This window comes from Saccharopolyspora sp. NPDC045839, assembly GCF_056431645.1.
The window spans coordinates 228036-251549 of the sequence record NZ_JBWKKH010000007.1 but is presented as its reverse complement, the minus strand read 5'-3'; the positions used below and the strand labels follow the sequence as shown (position 1 = coordinate 251549).

Here is a 23514-nt window from a genome sequence, read left to right as displayed (position 1 = left end):
GTTTCGCTTTTCCGGTCTTCTGCGCGCCGCGCCCGCGGTGAATCCGCGGCTATCCGTCGACCGGGCTACTCCGAATGGGTGAGTGCGGTTCGGGGCGGTGTGGTGCACACCGGCCGGTGGGGCTCTTCACCCCGGGTTTCTGGCAGTCTTGGCAGGTGCTCAAGCTCGCCGGTGCACGGCTGTTGGAGGAACGCGACGCGGTGCTGGTCCGTTCCGTGCTGGATTCCGCCCCCGTCGCGGCCTGCATGGTGGCCGCGCGCGTCGAGGAGGCCGGCATCCACCCGTTGCGCCTCGGCGGCGAGCTCTGGGGCTACGGCGGCAAGCTCACCGGGATGTGCTTCTCGGGCGCGAACCTGATCCCGCTGCGCGGCGGACCGGCCGCGATGCGCGCCTTCGCCGACCGCGCGCTGCGCCGGCGCCGCGTCTGCTCGTCGCTGGTCGGCCCCGCCGAGCAGGTGCTCGCGCTCTGGAACGAGGTCGCGGCGCAGTGGGGCCCGGCGCGCGAGGTGCGCGCCGATCAGCCGCTCATGGCGCTGTCCGAGCCGCCCTGGGTGGCCCCGGACCCGCTGGTGCGCCCGGTCCGGCCGGACGAGCTGGACCGCTATCTGCCCGCGGCGATCGCGATGTTCACCGAGGAAGTCGGGGTGGACCCGTCCAGCGACGGCGGCGCGGCGAGCTACCGGGCGCGGGTCGCCGACCTGATCGCCGGCGGCCGGGCGTTCGCCCGCTTCGAGGGCGGCGAAGTGGTGTTCAAGGCCGAGATCGGCGCGCTGTCCCGCACGGTCGGGCAGATCCAGGGCGTCTGGGTGCACCCGGACCGGCGCAGCACCGGGCTGGGCACGGCGGGAACGGCCGCGGTCGCGGACCGGCTGGTGCGCGGCCTGGGCCGCACGGCGAGCCTGTACGTCAACGGCTACAACACCGCGGCCCGGGTGGCGTACCAGAAGGTCGGCTTCCGCCAGGTCGGCTCCTTCGGCACGGTCCTCCTCTGAAAGTCCACTATGGACCTTTGATCGGCGGTTTCAATTGAAACTGCAGGCCGCTCGCGGTGCCCGGCCCGCAGTTTCAACTGAAACCGTGGTCTCCCGTGCGGCGTGCGTTGACCGAACGGGCAACGGGTCGAAAAAGGGGTGTGGACGTTTCGGGGCATTTCGGCATACTCGCGGGCATGGTTTCCTCGCGGATCTTGGCCGGCGTGGCGGCGCTCCTGCTGCTGCCGCTGGCCGCTTGCAGCACCGGGCCGTCTGAAGAGGACGTCGCCGCCTCCTTCGTGAACGCGGTGGCGGCGGGTGACGCGGTCGGTGCGGCGAACCAGACCGACGCCCCCGACCAGGCCAAGCAGGCGCTCGAAGCGGCCCGGCGGAACCTGGCGCCGACGGCCGCGCACGCGACGGTCCGCGAGGTGACCGAGGACGCGCAGGGAACGCCGACGGCCCGGTTCGACATGTCTTGGGACTTCGGCGGGGGCAAGGTCTGGAACTACTCGAACGAGCTCAAGCTCGTCGAGCAGGAGCAGGGCTGGAAGGTCCGCTGGGCGCCTGCGGTGCTCCACCAGCAACTGGCGGCCGGGCAGACCCTCTCCTACCGCGAGCAGCGCCCGGACCCGGCGCCGGTGCTGGACCGCGACGGCAAGCAGCTCATGGGGCCGGAGCAGCTGATCACGGTGAGCCTGAGCGCGCAGGAGGCCGGGGACGTGCCCGGCGTCTCGGCCTCGCTGGCGAACGCGCTGAAGACCATCGAACCCGCGATCACCCAGCAGTCCATCCTGGACGGCGTGGCGAAGACGCCGCAGGGCCAGCCCTACGCGGTGGTCACGCTCCGGCAGGGCGACTACGAGCAGGTCAAGTCCCGGATCTACGACCTGCCGGGCGTGCGCTTCCCGGCCCAGACGCGGCTGGTCACCACCGAGCGCGGGTACGGCACGCAGGTGCTCGCGGGGGTGGCGCGCGTCGTCGACCAGCAGGTCCAGGCGAACGCAGGGTGGCGCGTCGTGGCGCTCGACGCGGCCGGTCAGGAGGCCGCGGAGCTGCACGGCGTCGCGGAGCGGCCGGTCGCGCCGACCAACGTGACCCTCGGCGACCGCGCGCAGCGGGCCGCCGAGCAGGCGGTGGACCCGGTTCCGCAGGCCGCGATGCTGGTGGCCATGCAGCCGTCGACCGGCGAAGTGCTCGCCGTGGCGCAGAACGCGCCCGCCGACACGCAGGGCCCGGTCGCGCTGTCCGGGCAGTACCCGCCGGGTTCGACGTTCAAGACGGTGACCGCGACCGCAGCGCTGGGTTCCGGGAAGGCGGGCATCGACACCCCGGTGGAATGCCCGGCCGAGAGGGTGTTCGACGGTCGGCCGCTGCCGAACGACAAGAAGTTCGACCTCGGTGTGGTGCCGCTGCGGACGGCCTTCGCGCACTCCTGCAACACGTCGTTCGCGCAGCTCGCGGTCGACATGCCCGGGGAGGCCCTGACCGACGCGGCGCACCAGCTCGGCCTCGGCGTGGACTTCGAGATGGCCGGCGCGACCACCATCACCGGGAAGGTGCCGCCGGGCGGCAGCACGGTGCAGCGCGCGGAGAACGGCATCGGGCAGGGCACGGTGCTGGCCAGCCCGTTCGGCATGGCGCTGGTGACCTCGTCGATCGCAGAGGGGCGGATGCCGGTGCCGACGCTGGTCCGGGGCGCGCAGACCAAGGCGGACGCCACCCCGCAGCCGCCGGCGCCGCAGACCCTCGACCAGCTCCGCACGATGATGCGCGAGGTGGTCACCGGCGGGACGGCGACCGCGCTGAACGGCTCCGGCGACGTCCGGGGCAAGACCGGGACCGCGCAGTTCGGCGACGGCACCCACTCGCACGGCTGGTTCGTCGGCTACCGCGGCGACCTGGCCTTCGCGGTGCTGGTGACGGACGCGGGCTCGTCGGGGCCGGCCGTCGAGGCGGCGAAGCGCTTCCTGGCGGGCACCTGATCGCTTCACGTGATCGGGTGATCACCAGGGGTCAGCGTGGTGCTACGTTGTAGCTCATGGAGCGGATCGGCGTCCGCGAGCTGCGGCAGCACGCCAGTCGATACCTGAAGCGCGTCGCCGCCGGGGAATCGATCCTGGTGACCGATCGGGGTCGCGCAGTCGCCGTGCTCAGTCCGCCCACGCGTGACCAGGCCCTGTACGACGAACTCGTCGCCGCTGGGGAGCTCGTGCCCGGCGAAGGCGGTGAGCTCCCCGAACCGTTGCCGGCAGCACCGACCCCGAACGTCTCCGACCGGCTGCTGCGCAGGCGTGAACAGGAGCGGTTTTGATCTACTTCGATTCCTCCGCGCTGATCAAGCTGATCGCCCCCGAGCCGGAGAGCAAGGCGCTGAGCCAGTGGGTCCGCGAGCGCTGGGAGCAACCCCGCGTCACCAGCGCGTTGTCGAAGGTGGACGTGCTGCGCACGTTCCGCGAGGTCGGCCCGGCCGCCGAGGACCTGGCGTCGATCATCGTGTCCAAGATCGACCAGCTGCCGGTGAAGCAGGACGTGCTGGACGTGGCCACCGAACTGCGCTGCAACGTCGGCCCGGTGGACGCCATCCACCTGGCCTCCGCCTACAAGATCAAGGACGGCCTGCACGCCTACGTCTCCTACGACCCGGGGCTGCTGGCGGCGGCCGCCGAGGCAGGCCTGACCACGGCCTCCCCAGGCACGAGCTGACACCGACCCGCCGCAATTTCCATTGAAATCGAACCCTCGATTTCAATGGAAATTGCGGTCCGGCGGCGGGGGGATCGGGCGTGGAGCGCTCGTGACCGCCACCCGGAGTTCGGGCTGGCATCGCGGTTACAGTGGTGGGCATGCCGGTTCGAGCTCCGTTGAAGCCAGGCGTGCAGACGCCGCGTCGCCCAGTCCCTGCGCACATCGAGCGCCCCGAGTACGTCGACAAGCCGGCTCCCAAGCGCAACACCGACCCGTACGTGCAGCCGCCCGAGGTCATCGAGGCGATGCGGGTGGCGGGCAAGCTCGCCGCGCAGGCCCTGGTCGAGGCCGGCAAGGCGGTGCAGCCGGGCGCGACCACCGACCAGGTCGACGCGGTCGTGCACGAGTTCTTCTGCGACCACGGCGTCTACCCGTCGACCCTGGGCTACCGGGGCTTCCCGAAGTCCTCCTGCACGTCGCTGAACGAGGTGATCTGCCACGGGATCCCGGACTCGACGGTGATCGAGGACGGCGACATCGTCAACGTCGACGTCACCGGCTTCATCGGCGGCGTCCACGGCGACACCAACGCGACGTTCCTGGCCGGCGAGGTCTCGGAGGAGGTGCGCCTGCTGGTGGAGCGCACCCACGAGGCGCTGATGCGCGGCATCAAGGCGGCCAAGCCGGGGCGGCAGCTCAACGTGATCGGCCGGGTCATCGAGTCCTACGCCAAGCGGTTCGACTACGGCGTGGTCCGCGACTTCACCGGGCACGGCATCGGCCGCGCATTCCACAGTGGACTGGTGATCCTGCACTACGACGAGCCGTCGGTGCAGACCGTCCTGGAGCCGGGCATGACCTTCACCATCGAGCCGATGATCACCCTCGGCACCCACGAGTACGACATGTGGAGCGATGGCTGGACGGTGACGACGAAGGACAAGAGCTGGACGGCCCAGTTCGAGCACACCATCCTGATCACCGAAGACGGCAACGAAATCCTGACCCTGCCCTGATTCAGGGGTTCCAGGCTCGTTCTGCGTGGCGGTGCGGGTAGCGGAACCTCAGAAGCCTTCTCGACTCCGGGATCCCCGACTTGCGTATGACCAATACGCGGCGTCGGGGCTGTCCTCGCGAGAAGGCTTCTGAGAACCCGCGGCGGTGCGGGTTGCGAGAGTGGGTTAAGCGGCTGCGCCGCTTGCGGCGGCTATTGGTCGTGAGATTCGAGCGCCGCGGTGGCGGTTGTGCGTTCGCGGTGCGCACCTTCGGCTGTCCGCATCGGCCTTTGGTTTGGCCGGCGATTTCGCGCGAAATCGCCGGCTGCCCTGTCTGCGTCAGGTGCCCGGCATCGACGCCGGTGTGTCTTGGGTGGTGCCTGTGTCTGTGCAGGTGGGTGGTCGTGAGCAGTTTTGGTCGGCATAGCCGCTAAAAGCACTCACGGGCACTCATCTGGGGAGACGTTCAGGCTGCTGGTTTCGCGCGGGTGTGCCGGTGTTCGGTGGTGCCTTCGGGTGAGCTCGGGTGATGGGGTAGGAACTTCGTGTGAATGCGGTGCTGATCGCCGGGACCACCTCCGATGCCGGGAAGAGCGTGGTCACCGCCGGGATCTGTCGTTGGCTGGCGCGCGGCGGCGCTCGGGTTGCGCCCTTCAAGGCGCAGAACATGTCCAACAACTCCGTGGTCACGCCCGATGGCGGCGAGATCGGGCGGGCTCAGGCCGTGCAGGCCGCCGCGTGCGGCGTCGAGCCCTCGGTGCGGTTCAACCCAGTGCTGCTCAAGCCCGGCAGCGACCGCAGTTCGCAGGTCGTGGTGCTGGGGCGGGTCGCAGGCGAGGTGACCGCGATGTCCTACCGGGCCCGCAAGGCGGCCCTGCTGGACACCGTCGTGTCCACGCTGGAAGGGCTGCGCGCGGAGTACGACTACGTCGTGTGCGAGGGCGCCGGGTCGCCGGCCGAGATCAACCTGCGGGCCAACGACATCGCCAACATGGGGCTCGCGCAGGCCGCCGGGCTGCCGGTGCTGGTGGTCGGCGACATCGACCGCGGCGGCGTGTTCGCCCAGCTCTTCGGCACCCTCGCGCTGCTGGACGCGGCGGATCAGGCGTTGGTCACCGGATTCCTGATCAACAAGTTCCGCGGCGACCCGGCGTTGCTGGAACCGGGCCTGGACCAGCTGCGCGCGTTGACCGGTCGCCCGGTGCACGGCGTGCTGCCGTGGGCCGAGGACCTGTGGCTCGACGCCGAGGACTCACTGTCCTATGTGGCCGATGGGGTGATCGGGCGGCCTGCGCCTCCGAAGGGCGCGCAGTGGTTGCGGGTCGCGGTGCCGAGGCTGCCGCGGATCTCCAACGCCACCGACGTGGAGGCGCTGGCCGCGGAACCCGGTGTCGCGGTCCGGTTCGTCACCGAGCCGTCGCGGCTGGCCGACGCGGATCTGGTCGTGCTGCCCGGCTCGAAGTCGACGGTCGCGGATCTGGACTGGCTGCGGCGCAGCGGCCTGGCCGAGGCGATCCGTGGGCACGCCCGCGCCGGGCTGCCGGTCGCCGGCATCTGCGGCGGTTTCCAGATGCTGACGCGGCGCATCGTCGACGAGGTGGAGTCCGGTAGCGGCGCGGTCGACGGGCTGGGGCTGCTCGACCTGGAGATCGAGTTCGCGCCGCGCAAGACGCTGGCCCGGCCGCGCGGCCAGGCCTTCGGCGAGCCCGTCCAGGGCTACGAGATCCATCACGGCGCCGCGATCCGCCGTGGAGACCTCGCGCCGCTGGTCAGCTTGCCCGACGGGGAGGTCGAGGGCGGTGTGACCGAGTCCGTTCTCGGCACCCACTGGCACGGGCTGTTCGAGAACGACGCCTTCCGCCGGGCCTTCCTGCGCTGGGCCGCGCGGCGCGCCGGGCGGGACGGCTTCGAACCGGCCGTTGGCACGGTCTTCGCCGAGATCCGGGCCGGGCAGCTCGACCTGCTCGGCGATCTGGTGGAGAAGCACCTGGACACCGACGCCCTGCGCCGACTGCTCGACGACGGCGCACCGACCGGCCTTCCGTTGCTGCACCAGGAACTCCGGTGACCCGTTGCGCACCGCAACCCGTGTGACCCGGGTAACGTCGTAGCCATGGCCGAGTTTTCCGTTGATGAAGCCCGCGAGCGGCTGGTGGAGCTGCTCGATCGCGCCGAATCGGGGGAGGAGATCGTCATCACGCGGTTCGGCGCGCCGTCGGTGTGGCTGCAGCCCGCGCGCGGCGGATCGACCGGCGGTGGTTTCGCCGCCGGAGTGATCGCGGCGTCGTGGGTGGCCCCGGCCGCTGGTGACGCGTTCGACGTCGGGACCGACTACTGGCCGGACTCCTCTGCCTGATCAGGATCTGAACCCACCTGGCTGAGCAGTTCGTCGAGGAACCCGCCCGCCTCTTCGGCCGCCCGGCGCGGATCGCCGTCGCGCACCGCTTCCAGCAGCCCGGCGTGCGAGACGTGCTGCTCCGGTGGGATCTCGGGGTTGAAGGTGGTCGCCACGCTGGAGGCCACCGTCTCGCGGATCCCGTCGTAGAGCGAGATCAGCACCGGGTTGTGCGAGGCCGCGACCAGCAGCCGGTGGAACTCGGCGTCGGTGACGATGACGTCCGCGCTGTCCAGGCGCTGCACCGCCTCGTTCCGGCTGTCCAGGCAGGCCGTCAGCTCGCGCAGGTCCTCATCGGTGCGCGCCCCGGCGGCGAGCCGGGCGCCCTCCACCTCCAGCGCGCGCCGGACCTCCAGGACCTGGCGCAGCTCCGGGCCGCACAGCTTGCGCACCGCCCCTGAGATCTCGTTGGTGGCGCGCACGAACGTGCCGTCGCCCTGCCGCACTTCCAGCAGCCCGGCGTGCGAGAGCGCGCGCACCGCCTCGCGGACGGTGTTGCGGCCGACGCCGAGGGCGTTCACGAGCTCGGTCTCGGGCGGGATCTTCTCGCCCAGCGGCCATTCCCCGGACGCCACGAGCTCGCGCATCTGGGCGATGACCTGATCGACCAGCCCGGTCCGTTTGGCAGTGACCAAAGGCACTGACAGGTCCTTTCGTCCAAACATCCTACGTTTGACATAATAGGCCGTGATGTCTACGAAGTCACGACCCCAGCATGTCCCCGACCAGGTGGCTGACCAGGATGCCACGCGACTCGCCGCCGGACGCCATCCGGATGGCTTCTCCGCCGAGAACCAGGGCGCCGCGGAGCCGGTCTTCCCGAACCGGCACGTCGCCGTCGCCGGTGGGGGACTGCTGCTCGCCGGCGTGGCGCTCGCGGCGGCGAACATGCGCCCGGCGGTCACGAGCCTGGCGTCGGTGCTCGGCGAGGTCCGAGACTCGCTCGGCACCTCGACGACCTGGGCGAGCGTGGTGACTTCGGTGCCGACGCTGTGCTTCGGGATCGCCGGCATCGGCGCTCCGCTGCTGGCGAGGCGGATGGGCATCAACAAGGTCATCGGCGCGTCGCTGGCGGTGCTGACGCTCGCGATGCTGCTGCGCGTCGTCGACGGTCCGTGGACGGTGCTGGGCGGGACCGTGCTGGTCTGCGCCGCGATCGCGATGTGCAACGTGCTGATCCCGGTGGTGGTCAAGGAGTCGTTCCCGACCCGCGTCGGGATGGCCACCGCGCTGTACACCACCGCGATGGCGGCGGGCGGCTCGACCGGCTCGGCCCTCACGCCGTACCTGAACTCCACCACCGGCAGCTGGCGTCTGTCGCTGGCGACCTGGGCGGTCGTGGCGCTGGCCGCGTTGTGCGTGTGGGTGCCGGCGACGGCTCGCCGCTCCTCGACGCGGCAGGTGTCGGGCAACGCGTCGACGAGTCCGCGGCGTTCGCTGATGCGCAGCCCGCTGGCGTGGGTGATCACCGTCTACTTCGCCCTGCAGTCGCTGGTCGCCTACGTCGTGATGGGCTGGATGCCAGAGGTCTTCAAGGGCGCCGGGATCGACAGCACGACCGCGGGCATGCTGCTCGGTCTGCTGCTGCTGATCGGTGTGCCGATCAACATGATCCTGCCGCCCCTGGTGACCCGGACCCGCAGCCAGTCCTGGTGGGCCGTCGGGCTCGCGGTGCTGACCCTCACCGGACTGCTCGGGCTGCTGCTGGCGCCGCAGGCGCTGCCGGTGGTGTGGGCCCTCGCGATCGGCATCGGGATGAGCGCGTTCCCGCTGGCGCTGGTGCTGATCTCGCTGCGGACCGCCAACGCCGCCGACACCGGGTCGCTGTCCGCGATGTCGCAGAGCGTCGGCTACCTGATCGCGTCCTTCGGACCGTTCCTGTTCGGCGTGCTGCACGACGTGACCGGCACCTGGTCGGCGTCGCTGACGGCGATTGTGGTGATCGTCGCGATCCAGGCGGTGTTCGGCGTCATCGCGGGTCGCCCCCGCACCATCTGACACCCCGCGGTTCTGCGAAGGGCGTCTTCGGCCGATCTGGTCGGAGACGCCCTTCGCGTCCGGCGGACTGCGCCGATGGTGTGAACGGTGCCGAATCGGATTTGCGGGCGGGCCGGCCCTGACACCATTGATCGCCGTGGGTGGTGTCGCGGGAACGCGGCGCCGCCGGGAGACCCGGCTCGCTGCCGTTGATCCCCGGCCTTCGGCAACGGGTCGCGCGGCTGGCCGGCACATCGCCCCTCGGCGCGCCGGCCAGCCGCACCCGTTCGGTCAGACGAGGCCGAGGCGGAGCATCGCGTCGGCCACGTTGGTGAAGCCCGCGATGTTCGCGCCAGCGACGTAGTTGCCCGGCATGCCGTACTCCGCCGCCGTGGCGTAGCAGCGGGCGTGCACGTCCTTCATGATCTCCTCGAGGCGCTTCTCGGTGAACTCGAAGCTCCAGCTGTCGCGGGACGCGTTCTGCTGCATCTCCAGCGCCGAGGTGGCCACGCCGCCCGCGTTGGCGGCCTTGCCGGGGCCGAACGCGATGCCGGCTTCCTGGAAGCTGCGCACCGCCTCCGGCGTGGTGGGCATGTTCGCGCCCTCACCGACCGCAATGCAGCCGTTGGCGATCAGGGTGGCCGCGTCGGCGCCGGTGAGCTCGTTCTGGGTCGCCGACGGCATCGCCACGTCGCACGGCACTTCCCAGACGCTGCGCTGCGCGACGAACTTCGCGCCCGGGCGGCGCTCGGCGTAGGTCGCGATGCGGCCGCGCTCGACCTCCTTGATCTGCTTGATCAGCTCGACGTCGATGCCCTGCTCGTCGACGACGTAGCCGGAGGAGTCCGAGCAGGCCACCACGGTGCCACCGAGCTGGTGGACCTTCGCCATCGTGTAGATGGCCACGTTGCCCGATCCCGACACCACGACCTGCTTGCCGTCGAACGACTGGCCGCGGGCCGTCAGCATCTCCTGCACGAAGAAGGCGCAGCCGTAGCCGGTGGCCTCGGTGCGGACGCGGGCGCCGCCGAAGGACAGGTGCTTGCCGGTCAGCACGCCGGACTCGTAGCGGTTGGTGATCCGCTTGTACTGGCCGAACAGGTAGCCGATCTCGCGGCCGCCGACGCCGATGTCACCGGCCGGCACGTCGGTGTACTCGCCGATGTGCCGGTGCAGCTCGGTCATGAAGCTCTGGCAGAACCGCATGACCTCCCGGTCGGAGCGGCCCTTGGGGTCGAAGTCCGAGCCGCCCTTGCCGCCGCCGATGGGTTGCCCGGTCAGGGCGTTCTTGAAGATCTGCTCGAAGCCGAGGAACTTCACGATGCCCTGGTAGACCGACGGGTGGAAGCGCAGGCCGCCCTTGTACGGGCCGAGGGCGCTGTTGAACTCCACCCGGAAGCCGCGGTTGATCTGCACCTCGCCGCGGTCGTCCTCCCACGGCACGCGGAAGACGATCTGCCGCTCCGGCTCGCAGATCCGCTCGATGATCTTCTGCTCGGCGTACTCGGGATGCTTGTCGATCACCGGACCGATGCTTTCCAGCACTTCCCGGACTGCCTGGTGGAACTCGTCTTCGCCGCGGTTGCGCTGGACCACGTTCTCGTAGACCGGTTCGAGGCGTTCGTGAAGCACGGGCAAACTCCTTTGTCCGACGACGTTCCGGGCCGCCCGGGCCCGCTCCGCCACGGCGGGAGCGCAACAGCGAGCAGCCCGATCCTCCTAAGGTGACCCGTTAAACTGGAACTACTCAAGATGACGCCCGACACATCGGGCACAACCGTCACTTCAGCGGCAGGTTGAGCAGCGCGTTCTCGACGAGCTCCGGCATGCCGGGGTGGATCCAGTACTGGCCGCGGGCCATGGTCCGGGCGTCCAGGCCGAACTGCATCGCCTGGATCAGCGGCTGCAGCAGCGTCGGCGCCTGCGGGCCGATGATGTGGGCGCCGAGCAGCTGTCCGGTGTCCGGATCCGCCAGGAGCTTGGCGAAGCCGGTCTTGTCCTCCAGCGCCCAGCCGTAGGCGATGCCCGCGTAGTCCTGGATCGAGGTCACGTAGCTGACGCCGCGCTGCTGCGCCTCCTGTTCGGTGAGGCCGACCGCGGCGATCTGCGGCGCGGAGAACACCGCGTGCGGCACGAACCGGTGGTCGGACTCGACCGGCTCGTCCGGGTGCAGCAGGTTGTGCTGGACGACGCGCATCTCGTGGTTCGCGACGTGCTTGAGCTCGTGCTCCGAGCTGATGTCGCCCATCGCCCACACGCCGTCCACCGAGGTCAGCTGGGTCGCGTCGGCCTTGATCTTGCCGTCGGCGGTGAGTTCGAGACCGCCTGCGGCGGCGTCCAGCAGGTCGGAGTTGGGCACCCGCCCGATCGCGATGAGCAGCGCCTCGGCCTCCACCGCCTCGGCGCCCTCCGGGCCCTCCAGGTGCAGCCGGACGAGGTCGCCGTCGCGCTCGACCGAGATCTCCTTGCGGTTCAGCCGCAGGTCCCAGCGCGCGGCCGCGAGCTCGGTGAACCGCTCGGAGATGTCGGTGTCCTCGGCACGCAGCACCCGGCCGGAGCGCCCGATCATGGTCACGTCGACGCCCAGCGCGCTGAACACGTGCGCGAACTCGGCGCCCACGAAGCCGGTGCCCATGATGATCATCCGGGCGGGCAGCTCGTCGAGCCGCATCACCGTGTCGCTGGTGTAGTAGCCGACCTGGTCCAGGCCGGGGATGTCCGGGATCGCCGGGCGGCCGCCGGCGGCCACCACGAAGCGGTCCGCGGTGATCGTCTCCGGGCCGGTGGCGGTCTCCACGGTCAGCTGCTTGACCCCGGTGAACCGGGCGACGCCCGCGTAGAGGGTGACGTTCGGGCTGCCCTCGGCGCGGTACCGGCGGCCGCCGGTGGAGATCTCGTCGATCCGCCCGAAGATCCGGTCCCGGATGTCGTGCCAGCGCACGTCGCGCAGTTCGAGGTCGACGCCGAGCTTCGCGCCGCCCGCCGGGGCCGCGGCCACGTCGGCGGTGTGCACGAACATCTTCGTCGGGATGCAGCCGACGTTCAGGCAGGTGCCGCCGTAGGCGTCGTTGGGGCCGATGCCCTTCTCGACCACGGCGACGTCCCAGTCGGCGAACCGGTCGTCGAGGATCGAGTTTCCGGAGCCGGAACCGATGATGACTAGATCGAAGTGCCGCACTGGTCCATCCTGCCTCAAGTCGGGCGCACCAGGTCCGGCGCGCCGTGGCTTCTTCGGGCGTCGATCATCTCCAACCCGGCGACCAGCCCCGTGATTCCGCGGTGATCTCGGGTTCTGGTCACACTCCAGGCGTGCGCGGTGCACCACAACACGCCGAGCACGGCACCGGGTTCCCCGAACGTTCCCTCGGTCACGCCCTGTGCCACGGCCAGCCCGCCGATGCCGGCGGCCCACCGCAGCAGCGTCGCGGCCGGCGGCGGGCGGCCGTCGGGCGCTCTGGCACGCAGCATCACCACGTGCTGGCCGAGTGAGGTGCCGTGCCCGAGCAGTGTCGTGACCAGCAGCAACGCCGCCGGGGCGAGCCACAGCGCGGCCGCCTCCCACCACCGCGTCGGGGCGGTGCCGGTGAGCCGCAACGCGATGTCCGCGGCCCGGGCGCAGGCCACGCCGAGCAGCCACAGCACCAGGACGTCGCAGCACATGCCCAGCAGCCGCCGGGCGGCGGTGACGGGGCGCGGCTGCGTCGCCGGACGTCCGCTGGTGCCGGCCGGCAGCCGCTGCCGCAGCGGCGCGAGCAGGCCACCGAGCAGCGCGCCCGCGGTGTTCGCGATGACGTCGTCCACGTCGAAAACCCGGTACGGGCAGGGGAAGGCGAACCAGAACCCGGTCAGCTGGGTCAGCTCGATCAGCACCGATGTCGCCGCCCCGGTCAGCACTGCTGCCGACCGGCCGCCCCGCACGAGAGCGCCCAGCGGGACGAAGAGCGCGACGTTGCACGCGAACTGGGCCAGCATCGCGGGGCTGGTCAGTCCGGCGAGCGGTCGCCACTGCGGCGCGAAGCAGGCCGCGTCGGACGGGAACGGCAGGAACACGTAGGAGAACAGCCCGAAGGCGTAGAGCAGGACGGCGAAGCGCTGCAGCGCGATGCCCACGCGCAGCTCGCCGTGCCGCCGGTGCTCGCCGGCGACGAACGGCGCGAACAGCAGCGCGGCCACCCCGGTGGCGGCCAGCGCGGCGAACGAACCCGGCAGCACGCTCATCTCGGCCTCCTGACTCCCGAAATACCTCCCGCAGATAAAGAGGAGCGAGGTGCCGATTCAGATACATCTCGATCGGGCGATCCCGGTACGCGAAAGGGCCGCACCTCCCGGGGGAGGCGCGGCCCTTTCGCGTACCGGCTCTGCAGCTGTGGAAGCCTGGACGGGGCAGCAGTGGCGTAGGGCAAGCGGCGAGGCCGCTTTTTCCTTCCCCGACTTCGCAACTTGCACCGCCGCGGGTTCTCAGGCGTCGCCCCGGGAGGACAGCCCAGCGCTGTGTGTTGGACATGCACCGAGGGGGCGTCTGAGGTTCCGCCACCCGCACCGCTACGCAGGGCGAGCGCGGTCCATAGAACGTCAGTGCTGGTACGTCGGAGTGAGAACGGCTCGGGCGACGGTGTGGAAGGCCAGGTTGAAGCTGACCACCGCCGGGCTCGCCTTCTCGTCCACGCCAAGCTTCTCGGTGTCGACCGCGTGCACCACGAAGTAGTAGCGGTGCGGACGGTCGCCGGGCGGCGGGGCGGCGCCGGCGAACGCGTGCTCGCCGAGGTCGTTGGCGACGTGGAAGGCCCCGGCCGGGATGCCGTGGCCGTTGCGGTTGCCCGCGTCGGCGGCCAGCTCGGTCACGTCGGCGGGCACGTCCACCAGGGTCCAGTGCCAGAAGCCGCCGGGAATGGGCGCGTCGGGGTCGAAGCAGGTCACCACGAAGCTCTTGGTGGTGTCCGGGAAACCGGTCCAGCGCAGCTGGGGCGAGCGGTTCTCGCCGTCGGCGCCCATGCCGTCGTAGGCGTGGGCCTGCGCCATCGGCCGGCCGTCGGTCACGTCGTCGGAGGTGACGGTGAAGGCCGGAACCGCGGGCAGCAGCGAGTACGGGTCCGGATCGATCGGGCGCTCCAAGCTCATTCGAGCATCCTCCCTTTCCTGGGGTGTGATCACCGGATTCCCAGCCTAGTTGGCCGCCGGTGCGCGAGCCGGAACCAGTGCGTTGCAAGATGTGCAACGGGGATGTGCATTTCGCAGCATCGAGCGGTTAAGCTGTCCGGCGACGAATGCCGCGGGACCGAGGAGGCGAAGGTGGCGGAGTCCGGCAACGACCCCGAGGTGCTGTGCCTGGGGGAGACGATGTCGCTGGTCGCCCCGGCCGTCCCGGTGTCCCTGGAGCAGGCGCGGACGTTCACGCTCTCGGCCGGCGGCGCCGAGTCCAATGTGGCCATCCACCTGGCGGCGCTGGGCCATCGCGTCGGCTGGGCGAGCCGGGTCGGCGACGATCCCCTCGGTCGCCGGATGCTCGCGGTCATCGCCGCCGCCGGGGTGGACACCGGCCTGGTGGAGGTGCGCCCGGACGCGCCGACCGGCGTCTACTTCAAGGATCCCGGCCCCGCCGGCACCAAGGTCTACTACTACCGGGCGGGCTCGGCGGCGTCCACAATGGACGAGAACTTCCTGGCCGACGAGCGGCTCGACGCGCCCCGGCTGCTGCACCTCAGCGGTATCACCCCGGCGCTGTCCGACGGCTGCGACCGGCTCGTCCGGCGGCTGCTGACCCGCGAGCGCCGCGCCCGGATCACCTTCGACGTCAACTACCGCCCGGCGCTGTGGCCGGTCGAGCAGGCCGGTCCGCGGCTGCGCGAGCTCGCCCAGCTCGCCGACGTGGTGTTCGTCGGCCTGGACGAGGCGGCCACCCTCTGGGGCGTGGAAACCGCCGAGGACGTGCGGAAACTCCTGGACGGGCCGGACGTCGTCGTGGTCAAGGACGGTGCCGACGCCGCCTACGCCCTGAGCACCGAGACGGTGATCGTGCCCGCCCCGGCGGTCCAGGTCGTCGAGCCGGTGGGTGCCGGTGACGCCTTCGCCGCCGGATACCTCTCCGGCGTGCTGCGCGGCGAGGACGGCATCCGCTGCCTGCGGCTCGGGCACATCCTGGCCGCGCACAGCCTGCTCAGCACCGAGGACCACATGCCGCTGCCGGATCGCGGCGCGGTGGCGGAATGGCTGGGCTGCGACGAGGAGCAGTGGCGCAACCTCAGCTTCGGCGGCGGTGTTGCATCCAGCGGTGTTGCATCCAAAGGGGGGGAGTGATCGTGGGTTTCTTCGACGAGCTCTTCAGCGGCCCGGTGATGGCGATCCTGCGCGGGATGGACCCGCAGCGGACCGTCGAGCTGGCCGAACGGGCCTGGGACCTGGGCATCGAGGCGGTCGAGGTGCCGATCGAGACCTCGCGCGCCGAGCCGTCGCTGCGCGCGGCGGTGGAGGCCGGGACGCGGCGAGGCCGGCCGGTGGGTGCCGGGACCGTGGTGAGCACGGAGCAGGCGCACACCGCCAAGGAGCTGGGCGCGGCGTTCACCGTGGCGCCGGGGCTGGACCCCGACGTGGTGCGGCTGAGCGCGGAGCTCGGCGTGCCGCACCTGCCCGGCGTGGCCACGCCCAGCGAGATCCAGCACGCCCACCGGCTCGGGCTGTCGTGGGTCAAGGCCTTCCCGGCGGCCGAGCTGGGCGCCGGGTGGTTCAAGGCGATGCACGGCCCGTTCCCCGGGCTGCGGCTGGTGGCCACCGGCGGGATGAACGCGCGCAACGCGCCGGAATTCCTCTCCGCCGGGGCCGCCGTGGTGGCCGTCGGTTCGGCGTTGGAGGATGCCGAGCAGTTGCCCGCGCTGGCGAAGCTGGTCGAGAGCTCGTGAGTGCTGGTTCCGGTTCTTACCGGAACCAGCACTCACGAGCCGACCCGGCCCGAGCCGAGATGGAGAAGTCGTGAAGGTCCACATTGGTCCGGTCGCCCCGCCGGAGCTCACGGCGGCCGTCATCGGGGCAGGCGCCGAGATCGGCCCGGCGGCGCAGGCGTCCGCGCTGGTCTGGTACGGCAGCGGCCCCGAGCGGTTCGCCGAGTTGGACCACCCTGGCCTGGAATGGGTGCAGCTCCCGTCGGCAGGCATCGAGACCTGGGTGACCGCCGGCGCGCTGCGCGACGGGATCACCTTCACCTCCGCGGCGGGCACCTACGCCCAGACCGTCGCCGAGCACACGCTCGGCCTGATGCTGGCCGGGGCGCGGCAGCTGCACGTGGTGGCCCGCGCGGACCACTGGGCGCGACCGGCCGGCATCCGCAGCCTCACCGGGGCCACGGTCGGCATCGTCGGTGCGGGCGGCATCGGCCGGGCGTTGATGGACCTGCTGCGGCCCTTCGGTGTCCGGGTGCTGGCGGTGAACCGCTCCGGGAAGCCGGTGGACGGGGCCGCTTGGACGTGCTCGGCCGACGACGCGTCCGGGGTGCGGCGGGTGCTGGCCGAGTCGGACTTCGTCGTGGTGGCCGCGCCCGCCACGGCCGAGACGGCGAAGCTGATCGACGCCGACGCGCTGTCCCTGATGAAGCCCGACGCCTGGCTGGTCAACGTCGCGCGCGGATCGCTGGTCGACACCGACGCGCTGGTCGCGGCGCTGGACGCGGAGAGCATCGGCGGCGCGGCACTGGACGTGACCGACCCGGAACCGCTGCCCGCCGGGCATCCGCTGTTCCAGCACCCGCGCGCGATCATCTCGCCGCACTCGGCCAACCCGAAGTCCTTGCTGATCCCGGCCCTGGCCCGGCGGGTGGCGGACAACGTCCGGCGGCGCCTCGCCGGCGAGCCGCTGCTCGGCGTCGTCGACCTCACCGCGGGCTACTGAGCTCTTCCGATTTCGCCTGGGACTGGACTTTTCGCTCCGTGACCGCCGGAAGCGGCTGCGGGGGCGGGCTTTCCGGTTTTGCCTAAAATGGGGAACGCCTGCTCACGCCTCCGCGGCCGACCTGAAGTGGATCTCGCCGTCTGGCGGTGTCGCAACCGGGCGATCTCGCGATGGTGGCCACAGTGGACTGTCTGGTCAGGCTTGGTCGCGCGTGCGGGGGCTGATGGCGCGATGATGCTCTTCGTGCGGCTTGCCCGGGATTGCGAAGTGCGGTTGGGGAACCGCGCTTCGCGCAAGCGTGGGACTACTCGCTTCCCGGTACGGTGATCGCTCGAGTAGCATATGTCCTATTTGGACAGTCTAGGTAGACCGTTCGGGTGGTAAATGGGCGGATTTTCCACCCGAACGGATTGCCTTGCTTAACTCAGGTGTATCCAAAAACGGGTTCTGATCCTCTTTCTCATGGACACTCTTGGTCGAGCCGGAGGTGGCAGGTCGAACGACGGCGTGCCGATGGCTCCGGGGGAGGAGGCAACGTGATGGCAGACATCAGGCGCCGGATGTGGTCGGGGGCCGCGCTGCTGGCGGCGGCGACGCTGTCGTCGGGCTTGCTGACGACGGCGGCGAACGCGTCGGACCGCGATTCATCGGCGGCGAAGGCCCCACCGATCGTGGGCGGGCAGCCCGCCAAGATCGCCGATCACCCGTGGGTGGTGTACCTGACGGACGCCCAGGGCAACCAGTTCTGCGGCGGCACTCTCGCCAAGGCCAACAAGGTCGTGACCGCGGCGCACTGCGTCTCCGGTGAGAAACCGGAGACGGTCCAGGTCGTGGCCGGGCGGGAGGACAAGCAGACCAGCGAGGGCAAGGTCGCCAAGGTCACCGGCATCTGGGTGCATCCGAACTTCCAGAACGCCAACAGCGGCGCCGACGTCGCCGTGCTGACCCTGGACCAGGAGCTCCCGCAGCAGCCGCTCGCAGTGGCCGGCAAGGGGGACACCTCGCTCTACGAAGTGGGAAAGACGTCCGCGGTGCTCGGCTGGGGAGCCACCGCCGAAGGCGGCCAGGCGTCGCAGACCCTGCAGAAGGCCGAAGTGCCGCTGGTCAGCGACCAGGATTGCCAGAAGGCGTACCCGCAGTACAAGTCCGACGCGATGGTGTGCGCCGGGCTCCCGCAGGGCGGCGTGGACAGCTGCCAGGGCGACTCCGGCGGGCCGCTGGTGGTCGAGAACAAGCTGGTCGGCATCGTGTCCACGGGCAACGGCTGCGCCCGGCCCAACGCACCGGGCATCTACACCCGCGTGGCGACCTACCACGACGACGTCCAGGCACAACTGGGTTCCTGACCCGAACGGACGCGGCCGGGGCGCAGCTGCAGCGCCCCGGCCGCGTCATGCCGGGCGTCAGGTGGCGGTCAGGCGGAGCCGGGGGCCGAGCTCCCTGGCCAGGCTGGCGGCCAGCGAGCGGAACGTGCGCACGGCCGGGTTGCGGTCGTCCGCGCGGGCGGCCAGGACGCTGTGCTCCGGCGGTGCGTCCAGCACCGGCACGCAGACCGTGCCCGGCCAGGGGTAGTAGCGCTGGAAGGATTCCAGCGCCGATCCGGCGCCGCGCCCGGCCGCCGCCGTGGTCAGGACCTCGTGCGGGGTCACGGCGTGCGAGCTGCTGCGGTGCGGCGACAGGCCGCCGCGCGCCTCGGCGAAGTAGAGGTAGTCGGAGAACTGGCGCGGGGTGTGGTCGGGCAGCGCGACGAACGGCAGGTCGAGCACGTCGGCCAGCCGCACCGACGGTGCGTCTGCCAGCTCCCACGACGCGGGCACGACCACGATCCGCCGCTCGGTGGTCAGCACGTCCACCGCTACCCGCTCGTCGTCCGGCGCGGGCCGCACGAACGCCACGTCGACCTTGTGCCGCAGCAGCGCGGAGACGTGCTCGGTGAAGTCCAGCGCCACGAACTCGACCCGGATTTCCGGGCAGGCGCGGTGGAAGGCCTGCACCACCGCGGGGGTGAGCTCGGCCGAACCGTTGCTCATCACGCCGATCCGCAGCGTCGACTCGGCGGCCGCCTCGGCCACGTCCGCGACCGCGGCGTCCATCGCCGCCAGCAGCGAGCGCGCGTGCCCGACGAACCGTTCGCCGGCCGGGGTGAGCCGCACCGGGGAGCGGTCGAGCAGCCGCACCCCGAGTTCGCGCTCCAGTTGCTGGACGTGCGCCGTCACGGACGCGGGCGACCGGAACAACCGCGTCGCGGCCTTGCCGAAGTGGCCTTCTTCGGCGACCGCCAGGAACGACGCCAATCGCCGCAAATCCATGCCTGCAGCGTACGAAGCGCGGGAAGGGGCGGCACCGGCCCGTTTTGCCCCAGGGCGCGTGCGAAGCGCCGTGCCGAGCCGGCGTTTTCCGGCAAAACGGGCCAAAGCGCGGCGGGTTTCCGCAGCGCGGAAGGAATGGCGAGGCGCAGATCACGGCCGCGTTCACGAATCCTGAACGGCCGGTGCGGTCGCACGTTCGACCGGCATAGAACCGATGCCGTGCGGAACAAGTGGTTGCCTGCCGCGTTCCTGCTGACCGCGGCGGGCTGGGGCGCGAATCAGTTCTCCTCGCTGCTCGGCGGTTACCAGTCCGAGTTCGGGTTGTCCGGGCAGGCCGTGACCGGCCTGCTCGTGCTCTACGTGGTCGGGCTGCTCCCCGGGCTCCTGCTGGGCGGCCCGATGGGCGACCGGTACGGCCGGCGACCGGTCGTGTTCGGCGCGATCGCCACCAGCGTGGCCGGGACAGCCGCGCTGATGGCCGGGGTGATCGCCACGCCTTGGCTGGTGGTGGGGCGGCTGCTGGCCGGGGTCAGCACGGGAGCGGTCCTGGCTGCGGGCAGCGCCTGGGTGCGGGACCTGTCGCACCCGCCGTTCGGCATCGCCGTCGAGGACGGCGTGGGGGCTCGTCGCGCCGGGGTGCTGCTGTCGCTGGGGTTCAGCGTGAGCGGGCTGGTGTCCGCGCTGATCGCGCAGTGGGGGCCGAACCCACTGGTCATCTCCTATGTTCCGCACCTGGTGCTGAGCGTCGCGGGCCTGGCGCTGGCGCTGTCGTGCCCGGAGACGCGGCCGCGCGAGGTCCAGCGCAGCTCGCAGGCCAGCGGCATCCGGGACCCGCGGTTCAGGCGGTTGGTGCTGCCGGTCTCGCTCTGGGTGTTCGTCGGGCCGACGGTGGCATTCGGCGTGCTTCCCGCGCAGGTCGCCGCCGAGGTTCGCGGGTTCGAGCTGGTCTACGCCGGAGTGGCGGCGCTGCTCGCGCCGGGGTTCGGGGCGGTGGTGCAGCCCCTGGCCCGGCGCGTTGCGCAGCGAGGTGAGCGCGCACCGGCGATCGTCGGGCTGCTCGCGATGACCGCCGGGCTCGCGTTCGCGGCCGTCGCGGCGTGGCTGGTGCGGCCGTGGCTGGGGCTGTTCGCGGATCTCCTGCTGGGCATCGGCTACGGCTTCTGCGTGACCTTCTGCCTGACCGTGGTCGGCCGCATCGCGCCACCGTCCGCCCTGGCCAGGCTGACCGCGGCGTTCTGGGTGATCGCCTACCTCGGCTTCTGCACGCCGCTCGTGGTCAGCCTGCTGGAGCCCGTCGTCGCGGTGCCGGTGGTGTTGGCGGTGCTGGGCGGCCTGGCGCTGGTCACCTGCGTCGTGGTGTCAGCCGGCGACCAGCCCGACCGAGATGGTCAGGAACGCCGCCGCGCTGACCACATCGAGCGACTTCGCGACGCTGGGGTGCTGTAGCCGGGTGGCGATCTTGGCGGCCCCGAGCACGATCGTGAGCTCCCAGATCGCCGCCAGCACCAGGAAGACCACGCCGAGCAGGACCAGCTGCAGCGCCGGTTGCGCGGCGGCGCCGACGAACTGCGGCAGGAACGCCAGGCTGAACAGCAGCATCTTCGGGTTGGTGAGGTTGCTGAACAGGCCGCGCAGGTAGGGGTTCGCGGCATCCGGCGGGGCAGTGGTGAGCGTGCCCGCGGCGGATTCCTTCCTGGTCAGCCACAGCCCGCGGATGATCGTCGCGGCCAGGTAGACCAGGTAGGCGGCGCCGATCCACTTCAGGACGGAGAGAACCGCCGGGTTGCTGGTGATCAGCGCGCCGAGCCCGGAGATCACCACCGCGACCTGGATGATGCTCGCGGTGTGGATGCCGGCGAGCGCGAACAGTCCCGCCCGGCGGCCGGAGTTCAGCGACGTGCGCAGCAGCAGGAAGACATCCACGCCGGGGGTGAGGATGACGACCATGCTGGCGAGCAGGAATGCGGGCAGCGGGGTCAGGTCCAGGAGCACAGCGTTCCTCCTTCGCGGCGGCATGCGGCAGCAGTGATCACTTGATCGGTCGTAGTTCTGTCACCTGTTCAGGCGCAATTCGCGGGCACGGCGCTGTGTGCGTTCCGGACCTGCGATGGATCGGGAAGGATGAGTGGCCGCCCGTAGCGGCCTGGGCCATAAAATTTCCCGATGTCATCCATATTAACGAAATATTTTCCTGCTGACGTGTGAGTTGCGCCTCGTGATGTTCCGGTATCGGGGTGACTACGGTGTGCGCTCGGCAAGATCGGCGACGGCTGGAGGCACGACGTGGGGCGTGGCAGTGAGCGCAAGACCGGAGCGGCACGCGGCGGTGCGCTGCTGCGCCTCGTGGTCACCGGCGCGGTGACGGCGCTGGCCGGCCTGCACCCGGTCGCGGCGAGCGCCGAAGAACGCCCCGAAGCGCGGGTGCTGGGCGGCACCGATGTCGCGGCGGACGACGCGCCCTGGGCCGTGGCCCTCACCGACGAATACGGCCGCCAGTTCTGCGGCGGCACCCTGGTGAGCCCGATCAAGGTGATCACGGCAGCGCACTGCGTGGTCTCGCCGATGACAGGTGCCAAGCGGGCCCCGGAGGATCTTCGGGCGATCGCGGGGCGCACCGACCTGCGCACGGAACACGGCACGGTCGGCGAGGTCGAGGGGATCTGGGTCCACCCCGGCTTCCGGGACTACACCAGCGGCGACGACGTGGCGGTGCTGACCCTGCGGACGCCGATGCCGCAGCGCCCGCTGGAGATGGTGGGCGCGGGCGAGACGGAGCCGTACCGGACGGGCAAGATGGCCCGGGTCTACGGCTGGGGCCGGACGAGCGAGTCGGGGCCGCCGTCGGACACCCTGCGCTCGGTGGAGGTGCCGGTCACCACCGAGGAAGCGTGCCGGAAGGCCTACCCGAACTACGACGGCCGGAGCATGTTCTGCGCGGGATTCCCGGAGGGCGGCACGGACGCCTGCGGGGGCGACTCGGGAGGCCCGATCGTGGCGGACAACCGCCTGATCGGCGTGGTCTCCTACGGAACGGGCTGCGGCCGGCCGAACTCGCCGGGCGTGTACACGAGGCTGTCGAGCTACAGCGGCGAGCTGTGATCGCGGGAATCTCGGTTGAACGATCCTGCGGCCTTGCCGCAGGATCCGGGATGTGAAAGATCAGGAAAACCCGTACCGCGCCGTCCGGGCGCGGTATTCGGAGTCCACCATCACCGTGTACCAGGCGTATTCGCCGGCAATCGCGGAAGCGGCCCTGGCGGCGGGGAAGTTCGTGCCGCCGTTCAAGCGCGAGCGGATGACGTGGATCAAGCCGTCGTTCCTGTGGATGGCATACCGGTGCGGCTGGGCGACCAAGCCGGACCAGGAGCGGGTGCTGGCGGTGGAGATCACCCGGGAAGGCTTCGAGCGGGCGCTGGAACACGCGTGCCTGAGCCACTACGAGCCCGACGTCCACGGCAGCCGAGAGGTGTGGACGGAGGCGAAGCGGGTGAGCCCGGTCCGGATCCAGTGGGACCCGGAACGCGACCTCCACCACCGCCCGCTGAACTACCGGTCCATCCAGATAGGACTAGGCGGTGAGTCGGTCGACCACTACGTCGACGACTGGACCGTGTCGATCGAGGACAGCACGCCGCTGATGCGGAGGACGGCCGAGCTCGTGGCGGCAGGGGACCTGGAAGCGGCAGAAGCAATGCGCCCAGTGGAGACGCCGTACCCGCTCCCAGAGCACATCGGCCGCCGCCTCGGTGCGATCCGATAGTGCTGCGCCTTTCGACGCGGCGGAAGTGTTCTTCTGGGCAGCGCGGGGTTTCTTAAAGATTGTATTTTTCGCGAATTGCCTGCTCTTCCTTGGCTTGGGTGATCAAGAAATCGCGCAAGCTTGGCCAATTGCGGCGTGGGCTGTCGTCGTTTTCGATGTACAGAAAAACAGGACCCGATGGTTCACCTGGCTCCATCCAGTAAAGCTCACCGCCCTGGTGCATGCCAAGAAAGACTGATCCAGGCTGGACCAGGTGTGCGGCACCGCATTCTTCCAAAAGTTCGTGCATCTCATCGGCGAGCTGCACGATGCTGGGATAGAAGAAGTCCGTTCCGTGGAGCAGGTCCCCGGCCCTTCGCCCCATGGTCAGCAAGAAATCTTGGTACTGCGCGGGAAGGTGCTCAACTCCTGCGGTCTTCCGTACCTCCTCTACCTCGCTGGTAGTGCACGGCACGATGTTCTCGGGTGTGGCCATGCCGCTGGAAATGAGCAAGCTCGCCAAGTCTTTCATGTTTTCCGGAGTCTGGCTGTCTGTCATGGTCCT

The 23514-nt window shown here is 70.7% G+C and carries 23 protein-coding genes; 15 read left to right on the top strand and 8 right to left on the bottom strand.

All coding sequences use genetic code 11. The annotated features are described in order from the left end of the window. The first annotated feature begins 155 nt into the window (after positions 1-155). The 7 genes from AC07EQ_RS13190 (at position 156) to AC07EQ_RS13160 (ending at position 7010) form a co-directional block, all read left to right on the top strand. Entirely contained in the window at positions 156-992 is an 837-nt protein-coding gene (locus AC07EQ_RS13190; RefSeq protein WP_478388261.1) for a GNAT family N-acetyltransferase, read from the top strand. A 176-nt stretch (positions 993-1168) separates the two neighbouring features. Further along, entirely contained in the window at positions 1169-2956 is a 1788-nt protein-coding gene (locus AC07EQ_RS13185; protein WP_478388208.1) for a penicillin-binding transpeptidase domain-containing protein, read from the top strand. Between the two features lie 56 nt (positions 2957-3012). Continuing rightward, on the top strand, positions 3013-3285 hold the full coding sequence (locus AC07EQ_RS13180) for a type II toxin-antitoxin system Phd/YefM family antitoxin (RefSeq protein ID WP_132494125.1): 273 nt from the start codon (positions 3013-3015) through the stop codon (positions 3283-3285). Next, positions 3282-3677: a type II toxin-antitoxin system VapC family toxin gene (locus AC07EQ_RS13175; protein WP_478388207.1), complete on the top strand. Its 396-nt coding sequence runs from the start codon at positions 3282-3284 to the stop codon at positions 3675-3677. Before AC07EQ_RS13180 ends, AC07EQ_RS13175 begins: the two co-directional genes overlap by 4 nt. A 140-nt stretch (positions 3678-3817) precedes the next feature. Beyond that, positions 3818-4675 carry a type I methionyl aminopeptidase gene (gene map / locus AC07EQ_RS13170; protein ID WP_478388206.1) on the top strand — a complete coding sequence of 286 codons (858 nt, stop codon included), beginning with the start codon at positions 3818-3820 and terminating at the stop codon, positions 4673-4675. A 526-nt stretch (positions 4676-5201) separates the two neighbouring features. Continuing rightward, complete coding sequence (locus AC07EQ_RS13165) at positions 5202-6722, top strand: cobyric acid synthase (protein WP_478388205.1); 1521 nt, start codon at positions 5202-5204, stop codon at positions 6720-6722. Positions 6723-6767: 45 nt separating this feature from the next. Beyond that, a complete protein-coding gene (locus AC07EQ_RS13160) occupies positions 6768-7010 on the top strand; it encodes a type II toxin-antitoxin system Phd/YefM family antitoxin (RefSeq protein ID WP_132494121.1) in 243 nt (80 codons plus the stop codon). On the opposite strand, the gene AC07EQ_RS13155 is transcribed toward AC07EQ_RS13160, so the two are convergent. Further along, on the bottom strand, positions 6986-7690 hold the full coding sequence (locus AC07EQ_RS13155) for a FadR/GntR family transcriptional regulator (protein WP_478388204.1): 705 nt from the start codon (positions 7688-7690) through the stop codon (positions 6986-6988). The genes AC07EQ_RS13160 and AC07EQ_RS13155 overlap by 25 nt on opposite strands. An 88-nt stretch (positions 7691-7778) precedes the next feature. Between AC07EQ_RS13155 and AC07EQ_RS13150 the strand changes: the two genes are divergently transcribed. After that, positions 7779-9047 (top strand): CynX/NimT family MFS transporter, encoded by a 1269-nt coding sequence (locus AC07EQ_RS13150; protein WP_478388203.1) that lies wholly within the window; start codon positions 7779-7781, stop codon positions 9045-9047. Between the two features lie 270 nt (positions 9048-9317). On the opposite strand, the gene gdhA is transcribed toward AC07EQ_RS13150, so the two are convergent. The 4 genes from gdhA to AC07EQ_RS13130 all read right to left on the bottom strand — a co-directional run bounded on the left by gdhA (position 9318) and on the right by AC07EQ_RS13130 (position 14144). Beyond that, positions 9318-10664, bottom strand: a complete 1347-nt coding sequence (gene gdhA, locus AC07EQ_RS13145) for an NADP-specific glutamate dehydrogenase (RefSeq protein ID WP_478388202.1) — start codon at positions 10662-10664, stop codon at positions 9318-9320. A 142-nt stretch (positions 10665-10806) separates the two neighbouring features. Then, positions 10807-12204, bottom strand: a complete 1398-nt coding sequence (locus AC07EQ_RS13140; protein WP_478388201.1) for a mycothione reductase — start codon at positions 12202-12204, stop codon at positions 10807-10809. A gap of 14 nt (positions 12205-12218) precedes the next feature. Then, positions 12219-13244: a VanZ family protein gene (locus AC07EQ_RS13135; RefSeq protein WP_478388200.1), complete on the bottom strand. Its 1026-nt coding sequence runs from the start codon at positions 13242-13244 to the stop codon at positions 12219-12221. A 354-nt stretch (positions 13245-13598) separates the two neighbouring features. Then, positions 13599-14144, bottom strand: a complete 546-nt coding sequence (locus AC07EQ_RS13130) for a YbhB/YbcL family Raf kinase inhibitor-like protein (protein ID WP_478388199.1) — start codon at positions 14142-14144, stop codon at positions 13599-13601. Between the two features lie 171 nt (positions 14145-14315). Here AC07EQ_RS13130 and AC07EQ_RS13125 point away from each other — a divergent pair, with 171 nt between their 5' ends. From AC07EQ_RS13125 to AC07EQ_RS13110, 4 genes are all read left to right on the top strand, one after another. After that, the gene (locus tag AC07EQ_RS13125; protein ID WP_478388198.1) at positions 14316-15320 is read left to right on the top strand and encodes a sugar kinase; all 1005 of its coding nucleotides are present in this window, start codon (positions 14316-14318) and stop codon (positions 15318-15320) included. Positions 15321-15322: 2 nt separating this feature from the next. Next, complete coding sequence (locus AC07EQ_RS13120; protein WP_478388197.1) at positions 15323-15919, top strand: bifunctional 4-hydroxy-2-oxoglutarate aldolase/2-dehydro-3-deoxy-phosphogluconate aldolase; 597 nt, start codon at positions 15323-15325, stop codon at positions 15917-15919. A gap of 70 nt (positions 15920-15989) precedes the next feature. Beyond that, positions 15990-16901 (top strand): D-isomer specific 2-hydroxyacid dehydrogenase family protein, encoded by a 912-nt coding sequence (locus AC07EQ_RS13115; RefSeq protein WP_478388196.1) that lies wholly within the window; start codon positions 15990-15992, stop codon positions 16899-16901. A gap of 539 nt (positions 16902-17440) precedes the next feature. Beyond that, entirely contained in the window at positions 17441-18247 is an 807-nt protein-coding gene (locus tag AC07EQ_RS13110; RefSeq protein WP_478388195.1) for a S1 family peptidase, read from the top strand. Between the two features lie 57 nt (positions 18248-18304). On the opposite strand, the gene AC07EQ_RS13105 is transcribed toward AC07EQ_RS13110, so the two are convergent. Then, positions 18305-19210, bottom strand: coding sequence for a LysR family transcriptional regulator (locus AC07EQ_RS13105; RefSeq protein ID WP_478388194.1), 906 nt, complete (start codon positions 19208-19210; stop codon positions 18305-18307). Between the two features lie 219 nt (positions 19211-19429). Here AC07EQ_RS13105 and AC07EQ_RS13100 point away from each other — a divergent pair, with 219 nt between their 5' ends. After that, a complete protein-coding gene (locus tag AC07EQ_RS13100; RefSeq protein ID WP_478388193.1) occupies positions 19430-20656 on the top strand; it encodes an MFS transporter in 1227 nt (408 codons plus the stop codon). Here the strand turns inward: AC07EQ_RS13100 and AC07EQ_RS13095 are convergent. Further along, positions 20570-21202, bottom strand: a complete 633-nt coding sequence (locus AC07EQ_RS13095) for a LysE family translocator (RefSeq protein WP_478388192.1) — start codon at positions 21200-21202, stop codon at positions 20570-20572. The genes AC07EQ_RS13100 and AC07EQ_RS13095 overlap by 87 nt on opposite strands. A 291-nt stretch (positions 21203-21493) precedes the next feature. On the opposite strand from AC07EQ_RS13095, the gene AC07EQ_RS13090 reads away from it, so the two are divergent. Then, positions 21494-22309, top strand: a complete 816-nt coding sequence (locus AC07EQ_RS13090) for a S1 family peptidase (protein ID WP_478388191.1) — start codon at positions 21494-21496, stop codon at positions 22307-22309. Between the two features lie 52 nt (positions 22310-22361). Beyond that, positions 22362-22970, top strand: a complete 609-nt coding sequence (locus tag AC07EQ_RS13085; protein WP_478388190.1) for a DUF4291 domain-containing protein — start codon at positions 22362-22364, stop codon at positions 22968-22970. A 52-nt stretch (positions 22971-23022) separates the two neighbouring features. Here the strand turns inward: AC07EQ_RS13085 and AC07EQ_RS13080 are convergent, their stop codons facing one another. Continuing rightward, positions 23023-23508 (bottom strand): SMI1/KNR4 family protein, encoded by a 486-nt coding sequence (locus AC07EQ_RS13080; protein ID WP_478388189.1) that lies wholly within the window; start codon positions 23506-23508, stop codon positions 23023-23025. Positions 23509-23514 lie beyond the last annotated feature (6 nt).